General features: G+C 51.3%; 17 protein-coding genes. 2 read left to right on the top strand and 15 right to left on the bottom strand.

Annotated features, from left to right (window positions below; translation table 11 throughout):
* Positions 1 to 8 precede the first annotated feature (8 nt).
* From EDM56_RS21475 to EDM56_RS21420, 12 genes are all read right to left on the bottom strand, one after another.
* Complete coding sequence (locus EDM56_RS21475; protein WP_122919962.1) at positions 9 to 479, bottom strand: DUF6884 domain-containing protein; 471 nt, start codon at positions 477 to 479, stop codon at positions 9 to 11.
* Between the two features lie 94 nt (positions 480 to 573).
* The gene (locus EDM56_RS21470; RefSeq protein ID WP_122919961.1) at positions 574 to 1,830 is read right to left on the bottom strand and encodes an MFS transporter; all 1,257 of its coding nucleotides are present in this window, start codon (positions 1,828 to 1,830) and stop codon (positions 574 to 576) included.
* 271 nt (positions 1,831 to 2,101) lie between these two features.
* On the bottom strand, positions 2,102 to 3,013 hold the full coding sequence (locus EDM56_RS21465; protein WP_122919960.1) for a pseudouridine-5'-phosphate glycosidase: 912 nt from the start codon (positions 3,011 to 3,013) through the stop codon (positions 2,102 to 2,104).
* Positions 3,006 to 4,106: a carbohydrate kinase gene (locus EDM56_RS21460; protein WP_122919959.1), complete on the bottom strand. Its 1,101-nt coding sequence runs from the start codon at positions 4,104 to 4,106 to the stop codon at positions 3,006 to 3,008. The genes EDM56_RS21465 and EDM56_RS21460 overlap by 8 nt, the downstream gene beginning before the upstream one ends.
* A gap of 136 nt (positions 4,107 to 4,242) precedes the next feature.
* Positions 4,243 to 5,340, bottom strand: a complete 1,098-nt coding sequence (locus EDM56_RS21455; RefSeq protein WP_122919958.1) for an AbrB family transcriptional regulator — start codon at positions 5,338 to 5,340, stop codon at positions 4,243 to 4,245.
* A gap of 149 nt (positions 5,341 to 5,489) precedes the next feature.
* A complete protein-coding gene (locus EDM56_RS21450; RefSeq protein WP_122919957.1) occupies positions 5,490 to 6,998 on the bottom strand; it encodes an NCS1 family nucleobase:cation symporter-1 in 1,509 nt (502 codons plus the stop codon).
* A gap of 581 nt (positions 6,999 to 7,579) precedes the next feature.
* Positions 7,580 to 8,158 carry a hypothetical protein gene (locus EDM56_RS21445; RefSeq protein ID WP_148040411.1) on the bottom strand — a complete coding sequence of 193 codons (579 nt, stop codon included), beginning with the start codon at positions 8,156 to 8,158 and terminating at the stop codon, positions 7,580 to 7,582.
* Positions 8,159 to 8,321: 163 nt separating this feature from the next.
* Positions 8,322 to 8,552 carry a hypothetical protein gene (locus EDM56_RS21440; protein ID WP_122919955.1) on the bottom strand — a complete coding sequence of 77 codons (231 nt, stop codon included), beginning with the start codon at positions 8,550 to 8,552 and terminating at the stop codon, positions 8,322 to 8,324.
* A 15-nt stretch (positions 8,553 to 8,567) separates the two neighbouring features.
* A complete protein-coding gene (locus EDM56_RS21435) occupies positions 8,568 to 9,461 on the bottom strand; it encodes a nitrilase-related carbon-nitrogen hydrolase (RefSeq protein ID WP_122919954.1) in 894 nt (297 codons plus the stop codon).
* 27 nt (positions 9,462 to 9,488) lie between these two features.
* A complete protein-coding gene (gene hydA, locus EDM56_RS21430; protein WP_122919953.1) occupies positions 9,489 to 10,880 on the bottom strand; it encodes a dihydropyrimidinase in 1,392 nt (463 codons plus the stop codon).
* A 24-nt stretch (positions 10,881 to 10,904) separates the two neighbouring features.
* Positions 10,905 to 12,179, bottom strand: coding sequence for an NAD-dependent dihydropyrimidine dehydrogenase subunit PreA (gene preA / locus EDM56_RS21425; RefSeq protein ID WP_122919952.1), 1,275 nt, complete (start codon positions 12,177 to 12,179; stop codon positions 10,905 to 10,907).
* 35 nt (positions 12,180 to 12,214) lie between these two features.
* Entirely contained in the window at positions 12,215 to 13,588 is a 1,374-nt protein-coding gene (locus tag EDM56_RS21420) for an NAD(P)-dependent oxidoreductase (RefSeq protein WP_122919951.1), read from the bottom strand.
* 285 nt (positions 13,589 to 13,873) lie between these two features.
* Between EDM56_RS21420 and EDM56_RS21415 the strand changes: the two genes are divergently transcribed.
* Together EDM56_RS21415 and EDM56_RS21410 are read left to right on the top strand one after the other, a co-directional pair.
* A complete protein-coding gene (locus EDM56_RS21415) occupies positions 13,874 to 14,401 on the top strand; it encodes a hypothetical protein (protein WP_122919950.1) in 528 nt (175 codons plus the stop codon).
* Positions 14,402 to 14,408: 7 nt separating this feature from the next.
* The gene (locus EDM56_RS21410; RefSeq protein ID WP_122919949.1) at positions 14,409 to 14,798 is read left to right on the top strand and encodes a hypothetical protein; all 390 of its coding nucleotides are present in this window, start codon (positions 14,409 to 14,411) and stop codon (positions 14,796 to 14,798) included.
* A gap of 432 nt (positions 14,799 to 15,230) precedes the next feature.
* Here the strand turns inward: EDM56_RS21410 and EDM56_RS21405 are convergent, their stop codons facing one another.
* From EDM56_RS21405 to EDM56_RS21395, 3 genes are all read right to left on the bottom strand, one after another.
* Positions 15,231 to 15,797 carry an isochorismatase family protein gene (locus tag EDM56_RS21405; protein WP_122919948.1) on the bottom strand — a complete coding sequence of 189 codons (567 nt, stop codon included), beginning with the start codon at positions 15,795 to 15,797 and terminating at the stop codon, positions 15,231 to 15,233.
* Positions 15,798 to 15,830: 33 nt separating this feature from the next.
* On the bottom strand, positions 15,831 to 16,277 hold the full coding sequence (locus tag EDM56_RS21400) for a MarR family winged helix-turn-helix transcriptional regulator (protein WP_122919947.1): 447 nt from the start codon (positions 16,275 to 16,277) through the stop codon (positions 15,831 to 15,833).
* A 187-nt stretch (positions 16,278 to 16,464) separates the two neighbouring features.
* Positions 16,465 to 17,568, bottom strand: coding sequence for a DUF3626 domain-containing protein (locus EDM56_RS21395; RefSeq protein WP_122919946.1), 1,104 nt, complete (start codon positions 17,566 to 17,568; stop codon positions 16,465 to 16,467).
* Positions 17,569 to 17,587: the final 19 nt, after the last annotated feature.

Genomic DNA, 17,587 nt, shown 5'->3' with positions numbered 1-17,587 from the left:
TCAATAGGTCAAATCATCCGAAGATTGAGCTCTTGATTTTCCTCGACCGCACGCTTCAACGCCTGCACCATCGTGCCGATCCCCCGGCACTTTGCTAGCGGCCGTTCGATCAGCTGGCCATCGCCTAACAGTGGCTGCAGCACCGGAACAAACTTTTTGCCGCCAAGCAAGACGATCGTTCCATACTGTTCCAACTGTTTGGCAGCGGCGCTTTCACGCAGCGCCTCCACACCGATGATCGCCGGATCATCGGTTCCAAACGCACAATCATAGTTCGCCACGACCCAATCATCGGCTGCAAGGAATCCATGCTTGGCCGACAATATCAGCCAATCAGCAAAAAAAGCGCTGGCATACGACTGGCAAGCCTGATGAAACGTGCTGTGGTATGTATCTTTAGCCATCGTCGGTCCTGCTTCCGGCACAATGTCCCATATTTTTTTTGCACCGCACGGGATGATGCACACTCTTTTTTCCATTTGATCTCCCCCCTACCCATTAAACATGGACGAGCATGTTCTAAGAAAAAAAACACGCTGCACCAGCAGCGTGCTTCACACGATTTTGGTTTGATTACTGGCCATCTGCCCAAGCTTTCAATGTTTTATCCGATGGGAGTAAAAGCGTCAATACGCCCAACAGAGGCAAAAAGCTTACGGCTTGCATGACGAAGCCAAGATCAAATTTGTCGATCAAACCGCCCAACCCAACTGCGCCAAGCGCACCTAAGCCGAAAGCGAGGCCGGTGACCAGACCCGATACTGTTCCAACTTTTCCCGGTATCAAATCTTGGGCGTACACGACGGTCACGGAAAAGCTCGACAGCAGGATGAAGCCGTTGAACAACAGGATGACGAATGCCCAGAACGCATTGGCATATGGCAAAATCAGCGCAAGCGGTGCCGTACCAAGCAGCGAGAACATCAGCAGGTTGCGGCGGCCGAACTTATCAGACAGCGGTCCACCCATAAACGTTCCTACCGCACCAGCGGCCGCATAGAGGAAAATGTACATTTGCGCTTTGTCGAGGCTGATCCCGAACTTATCCATCAAGTAAAACGGATAGTAGATCGTGATGCCGGACTGGTACCAAGAACGCGCGAAAACGAGAAAAATGAGCATGTAAATCGCGAAGGTGATCTTCTTTTTGCGCTCCGGGCTGATGGTTCTTGCGGCATTTTTCTTCCGTGCAAGCTCGTTTGTGCGCAAATAATTGCCGTACCATTTGGCAATTCGCCCTTGCACGAAAATACCAAAAGCCGCAACAAGTGTGAACCAGATCGCGCCGATTTGACCGAGCGGTGCGAAAACCAATGCGGTCATAACGGAAGCGAGCGATTGGCCGGAGTTGCCGCCGACCTGGAAAATCGACTGTGCTAAACCGCGGCGCGACCCTGCTGCCATGTTGGCCACACGCGATGCCTCCGGATGAAATACGGCAGAACCTAGGCCGATCAGAAGCACGGAAAGCAACACGAGCCAATAATTCGGTGCGAGTGCGAGGCCAAGCACCCCCAGGAAAGTAAAGCCCATTCCGATCGGCAAAATGATTGGTGTCGGACGACGGTCAGCAAACATCCCGACAACAGGCTGCATGACAGAAGAGGTCATGTTCAGTGCAAACACGATGATCCCCGACTGCATGTAGGTCAGCCGCATCGAATCTTTGAAAATCGGCAGAATAGCCGGCACGATGGCCTGAATCGTGTCATTGAACAGATGGACCAGGCTGATTGCAAGCAAAATCTTGTAGACTGTTGGCTTCACATCAGGTTGTAAGCTTGGCCGCAGCACCTGTCCTGAGGCTGAAGCATCATTTGAAGTTGACATGACGAGGACCCTTTCTTTTGCAAGATGATTGCGCGATGCCGCAAGTCACTCCCATAAACGATCGGACCTTCTCGGTGGTGCTTCCACCTTCCGATCAACTAGCGAACGACTTGCGTGTACTCATTATTTTACCGAATTGACAAACAGTTTGGGAAGCTTACAGGTGCAAAAACAGAAAAAAACGCAAGCAGCATAGGCAATTTGCTTTTATGCTGCTTGCGTTGTTCTTGATTTTTACCCGTACCCGTTTGTTCCTCGTGTCGATTTAGACTTATTTTTTCAAAGCAACTGCGATTTGCGCCGCTACTTTTGCGTTATGTTTCACCAGCGCGATGTTGGTTTCCAACGATTTTCCGCCGGTAAGCTGTTTCACTTTATCCAGCAGGAACGGCGTTACGTTTTTGCCCGTAATGTTGTTTTCCTTCGCCTCATCCAGCGCACGCAAAATTACTTGTTCAATTTCATTGAAATCCATAGCCGCTTCTTGTGGAACTGGGTTGGCAATCACTGCTCCACCTTTGAGGCCGAGGTTCCATTTTGTGTTCAGCATCGATGCCGCTTCTTCTGGTGTATCGACACGGAAATCAACCGGATTACCGCTTTCGCGGGAAAAGAACGATGGGAACTCAGACGTTTGATAGCCAGCAACCGGCACCCCATGTGTCTCCAAATATTCCAGTGTACGGCCGATATCGAGGATCGATTTGCAGCCTGCGCAGACAACAGCGACGTTAGTGGAGGCAAGCTCTGTCAAGTCAGCCGATACGTCCCACGTTACTTCCCCTTCGCGGTGCACGCCGCCGATACCGCCGGTTGCAAACACTTCGATGCCCGCTAGTTCAGCACCGATCATCGTTGCTGCTACGGTAGCCGCTCCGATTTTTCCAGTAGCCAAAATGTGTGGCAGGTCGCGGCGGCTCACTTTTGCTACCGATTTGTTCGTCGCGAACTCTTCCAGCTCGCTTTCGTTCAGTCCGATCTTGATTTTGCCGTCCAAAAAGCCGATCGTTGCCGGTACAGCACCGTTGTCGCGGATGATTTGCTCCACTTCTTTCGCCATTTGGATATTTTGCGGATATGGCATGCCGTGCGAGATGATCGTTGTTTCGAGCGCTACGATTGGCAAATTATTGTCGAGCGCGTGGCGGACTTCATCGGTAAACGTCAAGTATTGGTTATTCATGAGTATTTCTCTCCTTTATGAATTGGTATAGGTGTTCCGATTTGAGCAGCGGGGAAACCGACTCGTTTGTCTGTAGAGTGAGAGCGGAAGCGGCCAAGCCCAGCTTGCAGGCTGTCGCGACCGTTTCGCCTTCCGTTACGCCAAAAAGAAAGCCCGATGCGAATGCATCGCCTGCGCCTGTAACATCCACGACTTCTACGTGATATGGTGCCAAAAGCTGGCTTTCCGTTTCCGTTGCGTAGTAAATTCCTTGCTCACCTAATGTGATGATGACGCTCTCGACACCGCGTTCGCGTATTTTTTGGCAAGCGACAGCGATGTCTGCTTCCGACTCGATTTTCATCTGGGCGAGAAGCTCCGCCTCTTCTTTATTTGGCAAAATCGCCTTGACCCCATCGAGCTTCTCTGGCAGTTTCTGCGCTTTTGCCGAGGAAACCGGGTCAATATACAGCGGGATGTTGTCTTCTTTGCATCGTTTGATCAAATATTGCAAGCAATCCGCTGGAATGTTCGTATCGGCAAAAACCGCAGCGGATGCAGCGATGTGCGACCATTTATCCGCGAACATTTCTGGTGTTAAGCGATCGTAAATATCCATATTTGCAAGCGATACGACCATCTCGCCGTCGATATCGAGCAACGCGGTATAGGTTCCGGTCTGTTGGCCTGCGAGCACCCAAACCTGGCTCACATCAACACCATGCCTTTTTGTCTCTTCCAATACCCACGCACCTTCTTTGTCGTCGCCGACACAGCTGATGAGTGAGGAATGGAAGCCGAGTCTGCCCAAATTTTCAGCGATGTTACGAGAAACGCCGCCACAGGACTCGCTTATGTGCACAGGGTTGGAGGAATGAAGCTTTACCTTTTGTTTGCCGTGCGCTTTGCGGTCGAGGTTGGCGCCGCCGATGCATGTTAATAGCCCCTCTTCTCGCAAAATGTAGGCCCGTCCTTTTATTTCGCCGCGCTTGGTCAGGTTCGCGATGTAACCTGCAACCGCAGAGCGTGAAATACCGATCAAATGAGCCAGCTCTTGCTGGGAAAGAAACGGATTTTGTCGGATGTAATGGAGAATTTGTTTTTCTTTATCCATCTCGGTCCTCCTTCCTTCTCGACTTACAAACAAAAGTTTATCATACAAACTTTTGTTTAACAAGCGCTTTTTCACCATTCTTTTTACTTATTGTGAGATTCCGTTCTGCTGATTATCCCCGTAATTGATCGACGGTTCAGTCGGTCTGTTTCGCCTTTCTAGCGACAAGCTGGAACAACAGCCGCAAAAGCGGAGGCACGATGAATAAAATAAAAAAAGTTCGGAATAATTGATAACCGGCAACTAGTGGTAAATCCGCATGGATCTCATGCGCGATGATGCCCATCTGATCCATCCCGCCTGGCGCCAAACCCAGCAAAGCCGTCGCACCGGACACAGGTTGCAGCTTGGTCAACAATATGCTCAACCCCCATGCACCGAATACCAGCAGAAGCCCGTTGCCAACTGCCAAACCGAGCGTGCGCGCCTTGTGCGCGAGCATGTCCGGCTTCAAAAGCAATCCGACGTATGTACCGATCAAAAGCTGCGCAGCATCAACCGCAAATGGCGGAAGTGACGGTCCTTGCAGCGAAAACATTTGCACCGCTGCCGTCCCGAATGCTGGACCGAGCAAATAAGCGGTCGGAAACTTGATTTTGTTCGCAACGATCGCGCTGACGATGCAAACGATTGGAAACAAAAGCCACTCGATACCACTCCCTGCCGCAGCCTGCTGCTTGGCCGCCTCATGTGCCACAACCCCGCCCTCTTGGCCAAACGGTGTATGGAAGACAATCAAAGGCACGCAAATGATGATGATCATCAAGCGGATGACTTGTGTCACGGTCACAACGGTGAGATTGACGCCCTCGGTTTCCTCCGCCAGTGTCACTACCTGTGTCAATCCCCCGGGAATGCTGCCCAAAAGCGCTGTCTTGTAATCCGTTCCCGACAGTTTTGCTATGAGCAAAGAGATGCCAGCGCAAAAGAGCAGCAGCACAGTCGTCATCAGCAGCATGTACGGTAATTGCTGCGACATTCCTTGCAGTGCTGCGACAGTCAGCGATTGGCCGATCGTATAACCGACCACGATCATCCCCGCATTTCGCAAATAACCCGGCCACTCATAGCGCCCCTTACTTACATTGGAGCCGATCAATACGGCAAGCATCGGTCCCAAAAGCCACGGAATCGGAGCATGAAGCAGGTTGAATATCGCCCCCGCTGCAATCGCCGTAACGACCGTGAGCAAGATTCGTGAAGAGCGCCGATCCCTCAATTTTGGTGTATCCATTGTCTGACAAGCCCCCCATTCTCCCGTTTCTTTCCAATGAATGTGCCGATTCTAGCATGTTTCAAAGGCATCTACAACAACCGCTTCAACGGTAATGGAGCAAACGAAAGAGGTATCCCACTTTACCGAGATACCTCCACTTCTGATCATTAACTTATGTGTTCAAACGACTGCCCTTTTCTCGCGCCGCCTTTTAGCGTAATCGAATCGTACTGTTCGGCCGAAATCAGGCTCGCATCTTCTTTCATCAACGCCCAATAAAGTAGGCCGGATATTAACAGGCCGATGAACCACGCATTATCCCAAATGATGCCGAGGCCCGGCGTCCATTTGCAGATAAAGAGAAAGACGACACCTGCAACGAGGGACCAGATCGCGTGTTTGTTATAGCCTCCCGCATAGCTGTAAATCCCGTCCGTTTTGTACAGCTCGACCAAATGGAGGCGGCGTTTACGCACGAGCCAATAATCCGCGATCGCGATGCCATCGATTGGACCAAGCAGCGCGGCATAATAGCCGAGCCACAGGAAAATGTAGTTCGAGAAATTTTCTAAAATGTACCACGGCTGCATCAGGAGAGCGAAAAGACCGGTGATGATCGCACCAGCACCAAACGACAGCTTGCGTGGCGCGAGGTTTTCGATTGCACGGGCAGGTGCCACGATATTTGCCGCGACGTTCGTCGTCAAGGTGGCCAGCACGATACCTAATGTTCCAAGCAAAATGGCAAACGGACTGAATTTGGCAAGCAAGGCAGCAGGGTCCCAGATCGCTTCTCCGTATACGACGACGGTCGCGGACGCGACGGCTACCCCAATGAAGGAGAACAGACCCATTGTGGAAGGAAGGGAGACAGATTGACCGACGATTTGCGCTTTTTGGCTTTTCGCATACCGGCAAAAATCGGGGATGTTCAATGCAAGTGTGGACCAAAAGGCGATCGCACCGGTTAACGCAGGGAAGAAGATTTTCAGAAACTCTCCTGTGGTTGTGAATTTCGACGGAGCCGACAGCATGGGACCCCATCCGCCTGCGGCTGTGAGCGCCCAGACGAGGAGCGCCAGGCTCATCACGATCAGTGCCGGAGCAGCCCAAAATTCCATGCGTTTGATTGCTTCCGGCCCGCGATAGGCGATCCAGACGTTCAATGCCCAGAAGGCGATAAACGCGATTGGCAAATGGCCTGGCACGTTCCCCCAGCCCGTCATCGCCATCAGAAGCGTATCGATGGAAGCACCACCAAACCAACAGTTGATCCCGAACCAGCCTGCACCGATGACCGCGCGCGCGATTGACGGGATATGCGTTCCCTTGGAGCCAAACCAGATGCGAGCATATACCGGATACGGGATGCCGAACTTGGTGCCTGCATGTGAATTAAGCAAAATAGGGATAAGGACGATACAGTTCCCCAAAATGATCGTGCCCACCGCTTGCCACCAGTTCATTCCAAGCGAAATCAACCCAGCGGCCATCGAGTAGGCAGGCAGACAGATACACATCCCGATCCACAAGCTGGCATAGTTGTAGCCGGTCCAACTATGCTCCTCTTTTGTGGTTGGACGCAAATCTTCATTCCATAGCGGCGATTCTTTGGAAACATCGGTTCCATGATCCGTTAAGGTTACGATTCCGTTTTCCTCCAGCTGATACTTCATCGGTTCTCAACTCCTTGCCGATTCGTTTTTCAATGGCACAGCATGTTCCCCAGACGGTTAACCAGCGATACTAATGGTCGCTGCACACATTCCCCCTTTCGAAATTAGAAAACCTGGCTACGCCATGCCTTATGGCAGAGCCACTGTAGAACATATGCTATCATGAGGAACGAACCGTGGAGTCTTCCCAATAAATGTAGCCGCACGTTGTACAATGAATGACTTTTTGAGAGGAGTGCATATCTTTGTAATCCGTGATGCTAAAATCGATTCCTTGGCAATTTTCGCATCTGTCTAGGGGTACATCTTGCATAACCATACCCGGCCCCTCCATTCTGTATTTTCAGATTATTTCATTTATTCCCATTATAACGTTATATTCTTCTATTGCAATGATAATTTGCGTTGTATGTTATTAATATCAAAATAAATATTTATATTGTTCAACATAGGAATATTTCATTTTTATTTAATTAAATTCAAACGATATTTCATTCGTTTCGTTGCCATTTGAAGGCTCACCTCTCGTGTGCGAAGATAAAAAAACTCTCCAACCGTTGACCGGCATAGAGAGTTTACTGTTATAGGTACTGGTTTTTTAGCTTATAGCGCTCCCGCAGCACTTGTACGCTTGCATTTTTCAAGTCATGGATGTCAAAGATGAAGTCGATCCGAATATCGCTGATCTGTGTACAGGGAAAATACGATATGTAATAGATGAACTCGTTGTTCACGTGATATTTGATTCCGTCATACTTCATATGAAGCAAATACTCGCGCATGATCGCTCCTGTTTTTTCCACACGAAGCATCGGTTCGGTTTGCCACATGTTGTCCGGGAGATTGCCATCCGGGTATTTCCATTCCAAGGCATCTTTGCGCAGGTCCGCTTCGTTGTAGTCGCGGTGCAGGATCATCGGATTGTCCAGCGTCAGCTGCTGGCTGATCACCGCCGCAAAATCGTTCTCGGTCTCCGCGTGGCAAAACGCGTACTGCGCCGCCATATCTGTATCATGGACAAGGTAGATGCCTTCGCCAAAAACCGCCTTCGCTACAACGCCGTCCAGAAAATACCTCCGCTCCTCCCGTTCATATTGTTGCTTGTTCACCACGTGCAGCGCCTCGTTGAAGGCGATTCCCCGGTACACGGTACTCATCACGTCCATCCCATCCTTTTTCAAATTGTCAGGTTGTCTCAATGTTTGTGATGATCTGCTTGAATTATCCATATTATCTTAAAATTTATCAGAAATTTCAAATACAAAAAACAGACAGCATGATCGCTGCCTGCTTTCACTTTGTCTTGCGATGGGAAACTGTTCGTCAAGAAACGCTCTTTTGCTGCAAAATGAGCACAGTTCCGAAATATTTGCGCGCATCTGCGGTCAAGATATGCAGCTGCTTCGTTTTGTCGAGATGGGACGGCGGGTTCGGGTGTTCAAACTCGACCACGGCACCGCTCAAATTTTCCATCACTTTGGTGATTTTATAGCCCAGCGCGACCAAATCATCGATCCGTTCTTTTTCTTCCACATATTCTTGATATGCTGACATGCGCATTCCCCCTTTTTACGGCAGCAGCTGAACCATCTTCTCATAGGTTTCAGGGCGGCGGTCCCGGTAAAACTGCCATTGGTCCCGCACTTCTGCGATGAGATTGCGGTCCATTTCACCGATGACCACTTCCGATTCGTTGCGCGAGCCCATCGCTGCAAAGTTGCCGCGCGGATCGACCAAATAGGACTGACCATAAAACTCTCCGAAATTCCACGGCCCTTCATACCCGACACGATTAATCGCGCCGAGGTAGTAGCCGTTCGCGACCGCATGAGCCGGCTGCTCCAGCTTCCACAAATATTCGGACAAGCCTGCGATGGTGGCGGACGGATTGAACACGATCTCCGCACCTGCAAGCCCTAACAGGCGCGCGCCCTCTGGAAAATGGCGGTCGTAGCAGATGTAGACCCCGATCGTACCGTAAATCGTCTTGAAGACGGGGTAGCCGAGATTGCCCGGCTTGAAATAATATTTCTCCCAGAAGCCGTGCTGCGGATTCGGGCCTGCCTGCACGTGCGGAATATGGTTTTTGCGGTATTTGCCCAGATAGGTCCCGTCCGCATCGATGACAGCTGCGGTATTGTAATAGACGCCTTCCGCCGCTTTTTCGTAGATCGGCAGAACCAGTACGATTCCGTGCTGCTTCGCGACTTCCTTGAACAGCTGGGTCGTCGGACCTTCCGGAATGGCTTCCGCGGTCGCGTACCACTTCGGATTTTGCTCGGCGCAAAAGTACGGCGTTGTAAACACTTCTTGCAGGCAGACAATCTTTGCTCCCTTGGCAGCAGCTTCGGCGATCAGGCTCAGGTGTTTTTCGATCGCGTTATCGATATGTGCCTGGCACGGCTCATCACCGCTCGTATCGTGTGACGCTTGGATCAAACCGATTTTCACTTTGCTTACCATGTCACATCCTCCTGTTCGATCGTGTGTTTACGCGTTTTCGTGGTTGTAGCGCTTCCGTTTCAAGTAGTGACCGTTGCCTGGCGTTCCCACGAATTGCTGCTCGCGGATGACGAATTCGCCGCGCGAAAGAACGGAGATGGGCGCGCCTGTTATATTCATGCCTTCAAACGGGTTGTAGTCGACGTTCATGTGGTGCGTCTTGGCCGAGATCGTCCGTTGCTGATTTGGATCAAAGATGACGATGTCAGCATCTGAACCGATTGCGATCGTCCCTTTTTGCGGGAAGAGTCCAAATAGTTTGGCGCTGCGGGTCGAAACGATTTCGACGAACTGGTTTAACGTAATACGCCCTTTTTTCACGCCTTCCGAGAACAAAATCGGCAAACGGTCCTCGATAATCGGCCCGCCATTCGGGATCTTGGAAAAGTCGCCGCGCCCAAGCTCTTTTTTGCCCACAAAATTGAAGGCACAATGGTCGGAGCCGAGCGTCTGCAGCTGACCGCTTTTCAATGCGTTCCACAGCTCTTGCTGGTTCCACTTTTCGCGAAGCGGCGGCGACCAGACGTATTTGGCTCCTTCAAATTCCGGCTTTTCCAGGTACGTTTGGTCAAGCACGAGATATTGCGGGCATGTTTCGCCCCAAACCCGGTACCCTTTTTGCCGGGCTTCGGCAATTTTGGCCGCAGCATCCGCGCAGGATACGTGCACGACATAGAGCTGTGAGTCTGCCAATGCCGTCAAGAGTGCCGCACGGCCGGTCGCTTCCGCCTCCGCCTCAGGCGGTCGGGTGAGCGCATGGTAGATCGGATCGGTGTTGCCGTTTTGGAGCGCTTCCTGCACCAATAAATCGATCACATCTCCGTTTTCCGCGTGGACCATGACCAACGCACCTTGTTCCTTCGCCGTTTTCAACGTACGGAACAAGACAGCATCCTCCGCCTGGAAGACATTTTTGTACGCCATGAACACTTTGAACGACGTGATCCCTTCGTTTTCGATCACTTCCGGCAGCTCTTCCAGCACGCTGTTGTTAATTTCCCCGATCATCAGATGGAAGCCGTAATCGATCACCGCTTTTCCTTCCGATTTGGCATGCCAAGTCTGAATCGCGTTTTGCAGCGGTTCACCTTTATTCGTGAGGCAAAAATCGATGATCGTCGTCGTACCACCGAATGCCGCTGCAATCGTGCCGGTTTGGAAATCATCATCGGTGACAGTGCCTCCAAACGGCATATCCAGATGCGTATGAGGATCGATGCCCCCTGGAAGGAGATAGCAGCCTTTCGCATCGATGACTTCTGCACCATCAACCGGCAGCTGCCGGCCGATCGCGGTGATCACGCCATTTTCGATGCTTACATCTGCCTGATACGTATCGGCAGCGGTGACGATGGTTCCGTTCGTAATGAGTTTTTTCACAGGGGACGCCTCCTTTGGCTTTCGCTAGACTGTTTCCAAATCACATTTCACTGCTGAAATCGCTTTTTGGCGCTCATTCCAAGTCATTGGCTGCTCGCTGTATACCTCCACCATATCGATGGCACCATCAACCGGGCATACGATCGAGCACAGGTTGCAACCGACACAATCTTCTTCGCGCACTTTCAGATAGGCCCCTTTTTCATCGGTGTGCCGCTCGATGCATTGGTGGGACGTATCTTCACAAGCGATGTGGCATTTGTTGCAGTTGATACAGGTGTCGCGGTTAATGCGGGCGACAGCCTTGTAGTTGAGATCGAGATCGCCCCAATTGGAATAGCGGCTGACGGATTTGCCGACCAGCTCCATGACAGAGGCAATGCCTTTTTCGTCAAGGTAGTTGTTCAGTCCGTCGATCATGTCTTCTACGATGCTGAACCCATGATGCATCGCAGCGGTGCACACTTGTACACCCGTCGCTCCCATGAGCAAAAATTCCGCCGCATCCCTCCAATTAGAGATACCGCCGATACCGGAGATCGGCACGTTGATTTCCGGATGGCGCGCGCATTCGGCGACCATGTTGAGCGCGATCGGCTTGACCGCCGGACCGCAATAACCGCCATGCGCCCCTTTGCCTGCCACGTGCGGTACGGTGTTCCACGTATCCAGATCGACTCCCATCAAGCTGTTGATCGTGTTGATCATACTGATCGCGTCGGCCCCGCCCTGAACCGCCGCGTAGGCCGTCGCCGTAATATCCGTAATGTTCGGCGTAAGCTTGACGATGACCGGTGTTTTGGCTGCTTCCTTTGCCCAGTAGGTTTGCTTTTCTACCAGCGCCGGTACTTGACCGGATGCGGAACCCATGCCGCGCTCCGCCATCCCGTGCGGACAGCCGAAATTGAGCTCCAGTCCGTCGACGCCAACATCTTCCACCCTCTTGACGATCTCATGCCATTTTTCCTGCTTGGGCTCTACCATCAGCGAGGCGATGATCGTATGGTTCGGGAAGCGTTTTTTCGTTTCGAGAATTTCCTTTAAATTGACTTCCAGCGGTCGGTCGGTAATCAGCTCGATGTTGTTGAAGCCTGCCACCCGCTGGCCATTGAACGTGAGACCAGCAAAACGCGAGGAGACGTTAATAATCGGATCACCTAGCGTTTTCCAGACAGCTCCACCCCAGCCAGCCTCAAACGCGCGCTGCACCTGGTAGCCAGAGTTCGTCGGCGGCGCCGATGCAAGCCAGAACGGATTGGGCGATTGAATTCCTGCCAGATTGATGCGTAAATCAGCCATGATAACTCCTCCTTTGTGAATGCCCTCCGATTACATTACGCGCTCTCGCTTTCGACTTTGATCAAATGCTCATAGATGGCATAAGCCGCTTGCTTGCCCTGCTCTGCTGCACTGACAACCATCGCTTCGCCCTGTCCGCCGCCGAAAATCACGTCGCCTGCGGCAAAAATTTTCGCATTCGAGGTCTGGTGTGTTTTTTGGTCGATCGTGACCACCCCATTTTTATGTGACAGGCCGAACGCCTCGATCAGCGAATGGTGACGTGTTTGCCCGATGGCCTTGATCACCGCGTCCACGTCCATTGTAAATTCCGATCCTTCCACTGGTTCTGGACGGCGGCGGCCCGATACATCCGGCTCGCCCAGTGCCATGCGGATGCATTCGAGCTGAGCAACATTGCCGTTTTCGTCACCGATGATCCGGATCGGTTGAGTAAGCCAGCGGAACTCCACTCCATCCTGCTTGGCGAATTCATATTCGAACTCATACGCCGTCATTTCCGCCTCCGTGCGGCGGTACACCATTTTCACATTGGCAGCACCGAGCCGGACGGAACAGGTCGCAGCATCGATCGCGGTATTGCCAGCACCGATCACGGCGACGTTCTTGCCGACAAACGATGTGTCGAGCGGACGTGTCTTGGTGTCCTCTACAAACTGGATCGCATCATAAACACCTGTAAGCGCTTCCCCCTCAATCCCGAGCATCGGCACCGATGACATTCCAACCGCAAGCACGACGGCATCATAGGAATCGATAAGCTCTTGTGGCTGAATATCGCGTCCAACCATAACGTTCGTACGGATGTCGACACCGAGCCCCTTGATTTGCTCTACTTCCCAGAGGGAAACTTCCTGTGGCAGACGGAACGAGACGATACCGTATGTGTCTAGCCCGCCGGCTTTTTCCTTCGCTTCGAACACGGTGACGGCAAAGCCCAGCCGCGCAAGTTCCCTTGCCGCTGACAGCCCTGCCGGTCCGCCGCCAATGATGGCGACCTTTTTGCCGTTTGGCTCTCCGGCTGTGAACAGCACGGGATTATTTTTAATCGCCCAGTTCGTTGCATGGCGCTGCAAATCGCCGATCAAGATTGGCGCAGACGCGTCATTGAGCACGCAAGCGCCTTCACACAGCTCTTCCGTCGGGCAGACCCGCGAGCACGTCGCCCCGATCGGGTTGGACTCAAGGATGACGCGGGCTGCCCCTTTCAAGTTGCCCGAAGCGATTTTTTTGATGAAGGACGGGATGTTGATACTGGTTGGACACGCCTTAATACAAGGTGCGTCATAGCAATATAGACATCGATTGGACTCATCCACCGCTTCCTTTGGTTTCAGATCAGGCTTTGCCTCAGCAAAATTCCGCTTGATATCCTCGACGGAAATGAATGCACCAGAAATTGTGTTCATCCTCTGCCCCCTCCTCAAAAATGCTTGCTAAATATTTTTGCAATTCTGTATATTAAATGTATGTGATCAAAATTACGATGTCAACATTTTTGATTTCATTTTTTATATTTTCATTTTTAACAAAAAACTCATCAAACGATTGCACTGCGCTTACATTTTCAAGAGAGGATGTCATCAATCGCCTGTTTTCGCCTGTTTCATAGGACTTACGCGCACTTTCTGCTATAATGAATAAAAACAAGCGCGAATATCTTTGGATGATATGGAAAAAGAGAAGGGATCGCAGTGAAAAAAGAAGAGCTACAAGCGGAGATTGCCGCATTGGAAAGCAAAATACAAGAATGCCAGGACCGACTCGCTCATTTGTATCGCGAACGCGAGGAATTGCTTAAGCAAGAGGTGGAACGAAAGCGCTACATTTCGTCCAAGGAGATCATCGATTTGATCTATGAACGTACCGGCAAGCAGAGCAACATGTCTATGATCAAGCGCTGGTCGGATGACGGACTGTTAGGGGAAGTGGTCGATGAGAAGGTGCTTTTTTGGGCGTTGCGATCAAAGCAAGGAAAAAAGCGTTTTTTATATCAAAAAAAATATGTCTACGCTTTCCTCTATGAAAAAGGCTATCTCAAGCCCACCTTCGATGTGCTCGATCGTGTAAGCCTAGTAGACGGTACAGCAGCTAGCGGCATCGTCATCAACTCTCAGCTTCATGGCGATCAGTTTACGTATACGATTCAACTGGAAGACACCGGCCAGGTGCGGCAAAATGTCGAAGAAAAACAGATTACCTGGCTTTCGGAAGGAGTTTGAGTGGATCATGAAAGTCAAAATCACCTTGGAAAACAACGCGTGCAATCAAGAGAAAGGCCGGCTCATCCGCGATGTGAATCGCGAGCTGGGTTATCCGCTTCACATATCGTTTAGCGAGGACTTAGTGCTAATCGAGATTGAGGGCGAACACATTTATTTGCCTGACCGCGAGATGCTCTCGCCGGATATTTCAGTGGAAGGCCAGCTCAAGGAAAGAGGCAAAGGCTACGAGATTTTTCCCAAAGACAAAGGCAAGACCGTCAACTTGCACTTAGACTCCGAGCTTGTTGCCGAGCTGGAGCAGATCAAGCAGCATTTTCATCACAAAACCCAGCACGACGTTTTGCTCGAATTGTTCAAAAAAGGTATCGATCAATACAAGACGGAAAACAAGTAGCTCTTTTCTGCGCATGATAAAAGCCGATCCCTCGCAAAAAGGCAATCGGCTTTTTTATCGTTCGAGAATATATGCCATGTGAAAAAGCGATGCTCCAGATGAATCATCTTGCTTAGCGTAAGCAAACCGTAGGAAAAAAATAGCTGCTTCTGCCGCACACGCCTTTCACCGGCGCGATGTTTTGCAGCGCTTCATTGGCATCGAGATTAGATCAATCACCTGCGTACAAAATTAGATCCACACCAAAAAGCCCACACAGCAACGACGCCGGCAGGGCTTTTGCTTTTTTCGGCAGATGCGTGTCGGATAAAACCCCTATCTTCAGCTTACTTCCCCCTACAACCTGAATTTTTTTCGTCAAGCAATCGCAACGGGTTGAGCATGGCCCCCGATCCAACCGCAAGGAAAAACCAGGCACTGCAATTTTTCGGTTCAGCCATGGGACACTTCAGCTAAAACCGCTTCTGTCGTCCGCACTTTGCCGATTCGCGGGAAAATGTAGCGGCAGGTCGCATCATGCTCTTCTCCACTCATCGCCATCATCGCATCAGTAATGAAAATTTGATTGTAGCCGAGCTGGAACGCTTCACGTGCCGTCATTTCCACGCCGATATTCGTAGCGATACCACACAGCACGATCGTATCGATTCCTCTGCGGCGCAGCTGCAGATCGAGATCTGTCCCGAAAAAAGCGCCCCACTGACGTTTTGTCACCACGTAATCTTTGTCTGTCACACCGAGCTCTGGTACCAGATCTGCCCAATCCTCAGATCGTTTCATTGTCGGTGCTGGCTGGTCTGTCGACGGCTTCAACGCATCTTGACCGTCATGAAATGCGACTCGTACGAAAGCCAAAAATCCTTGCTTTTGGCGGAATAGCTCCACCAGCTTGCGCGACTTGTCCACAATCGCTTGGCCACCTGGTAGCTGGACAATGCCTTTTTGTAAGTCAATCATGACCAATGCCGTTTTTTGAAAATCGATTTGTAATGTTTCCATCTTGTATGTCCTCCCGAGAAAGTTCGTTTTTTACTATCGCGCTTTTTTTCTTTCTTCGATTGCACGGTTCAATCTGGCAAGCAAAACGGACAAATGCACAGTGTCTTCCTCCGTCCAGTCTTCCAGCAGCTCTGTATAAGCCTCCATGCGGTGCTTTTTTGCACGTAGCAGAGCGGCCTTTCCCTCCTCTGTAGCTTGGACGAGGCTTATGCGCGAATCTTTTTCATCCGGTAACCGGGAGATCAATCCTTTGTTCTCCATCGCGGCAACCTGCCTGCTGATGGTGGAAATATCAAGTCCAGACAGCTCAGCGATATTGCCGATCGAGAGCGGGCCATTGGCGCATAGCTGCTTTACTAGCAAGTAAGCAGACCGTTCGATTCCGTTTTTGCTGCCATCCAGCGTCCGCTTGTAGTCGGCCCGGCGCATCAGTACGGTCACTTCGTGTTCGATCTGCTCGATAGATTTATGTTTCATCATCACCCTCGCTCCTTCGCTTTATTCGGTTGGGACGTATTTGTGGTGATGCTTGCATTATACAACTTATAACTTGCATGATACAAGCAATAAATTTGTATCATGCAACTATCATTAGCAAACCTGGCTACGCCATGCTTTTTGGCGGAGCCGCGGTTGCACTTTTTTGTGTCGTTAAGTCCTTACATAGTCATCCAAAGCGAACGATTACGTGCCACAACTGTTTGATTAGCTGAAACGACTCGTCCGGCGTTCCCCATTCATGCCAAAGTTCCGGTGTCGTATGCAGGGAAGCAGCAGCCACCCCTAAGTCTGCCGCGTCTAAAAGACCTGGCGTTTTAGCGAAATGTGTATCGATCCATCGGGCAAACGGCGGCATTACAGGACCACGGAAATCGTCCGGCACCGACGCCACGGCGAGACTAAAGCCCGGGTGCCAGCGCAGTTCGCAATTGTGAGTGGCACTAAGCCTCATGAGCTGTTCGCCGATCGCTGTACCCTTGAAAGCAGGATCGGCGACGATTGCTGCGACGTCATCGACTAGCAGGATCTTCCCATGGATTTGCGCTTCGATATAGTCGTCGAGCGCACGTCCGCGCATACCCGCTTTTTCGAAGCTTTCTTCCTTACATCCTGCGAGTCGAGTTAGTACCCCCTGAACACTCATGCCCGATGTGCCAAGGGCGTTGCCGTTTTGTTCCACCTCTCGCAGCAAGGCAGCAAGCAGCGGTTCAAAGACGTCCATCGTTCCGATACGGGTCGGTCCTGCATGACTGTCTCCAAAGGTGAAGGTACAACGGCTTGTCATATGCGGTTTGAGGATGAGATAACAGGAGCCGAACCGTGGCGATGCTCCATCCGCATAATGGAGCACGTTGAGCGCACCGTATGTCGGCCGATCAACTCCTTCCACTCCAGACGCATGATACGCTCCGCCAAAAAGCTGCTGCTCCCACCGATCGCGATCGCCCCCCGGATATGCCGTACGGCTCCCATTGGTCACGCCGGTTACGAATTGGCTGCGATACGTGCCCTCGCGCAGAAGACCGTCAATGACAGTTCGTCCATCGGGCATCATCCGATCTGGATGGAAATTGAGCGTGATCGGTGCCCGCGAAACGTGTTGTGCGATCATCGCGACATCTATGTCGTTCGCAACGTTGGCACGTGAAAAAATGTCACGCAGCTCGTCAAGTGCCTGATCACGCATAAGCTCGGCACAGCCGCGCACATATCGAATCGCCCCTGCTTGGGCAGCGGTAAAATCGTTTCGACTACCACTGCACTCGTTCATCGCAATCCTCCTCTTCCGC

Source organism: Brevibacillus fluminis (assembly GCF_003710825.1).
Taxonomy (GTDB): Bacteria; Bacillota; Bacilli; order Brevibacillales; family Brevibacillaceae; genus Brevibacillus_D; species Brevibacillus_D fluminis.
Note: the sequence above shows the minus strand (reverse complement) of the source record. Positions and strands in the feature narration are given on the sequence as shown.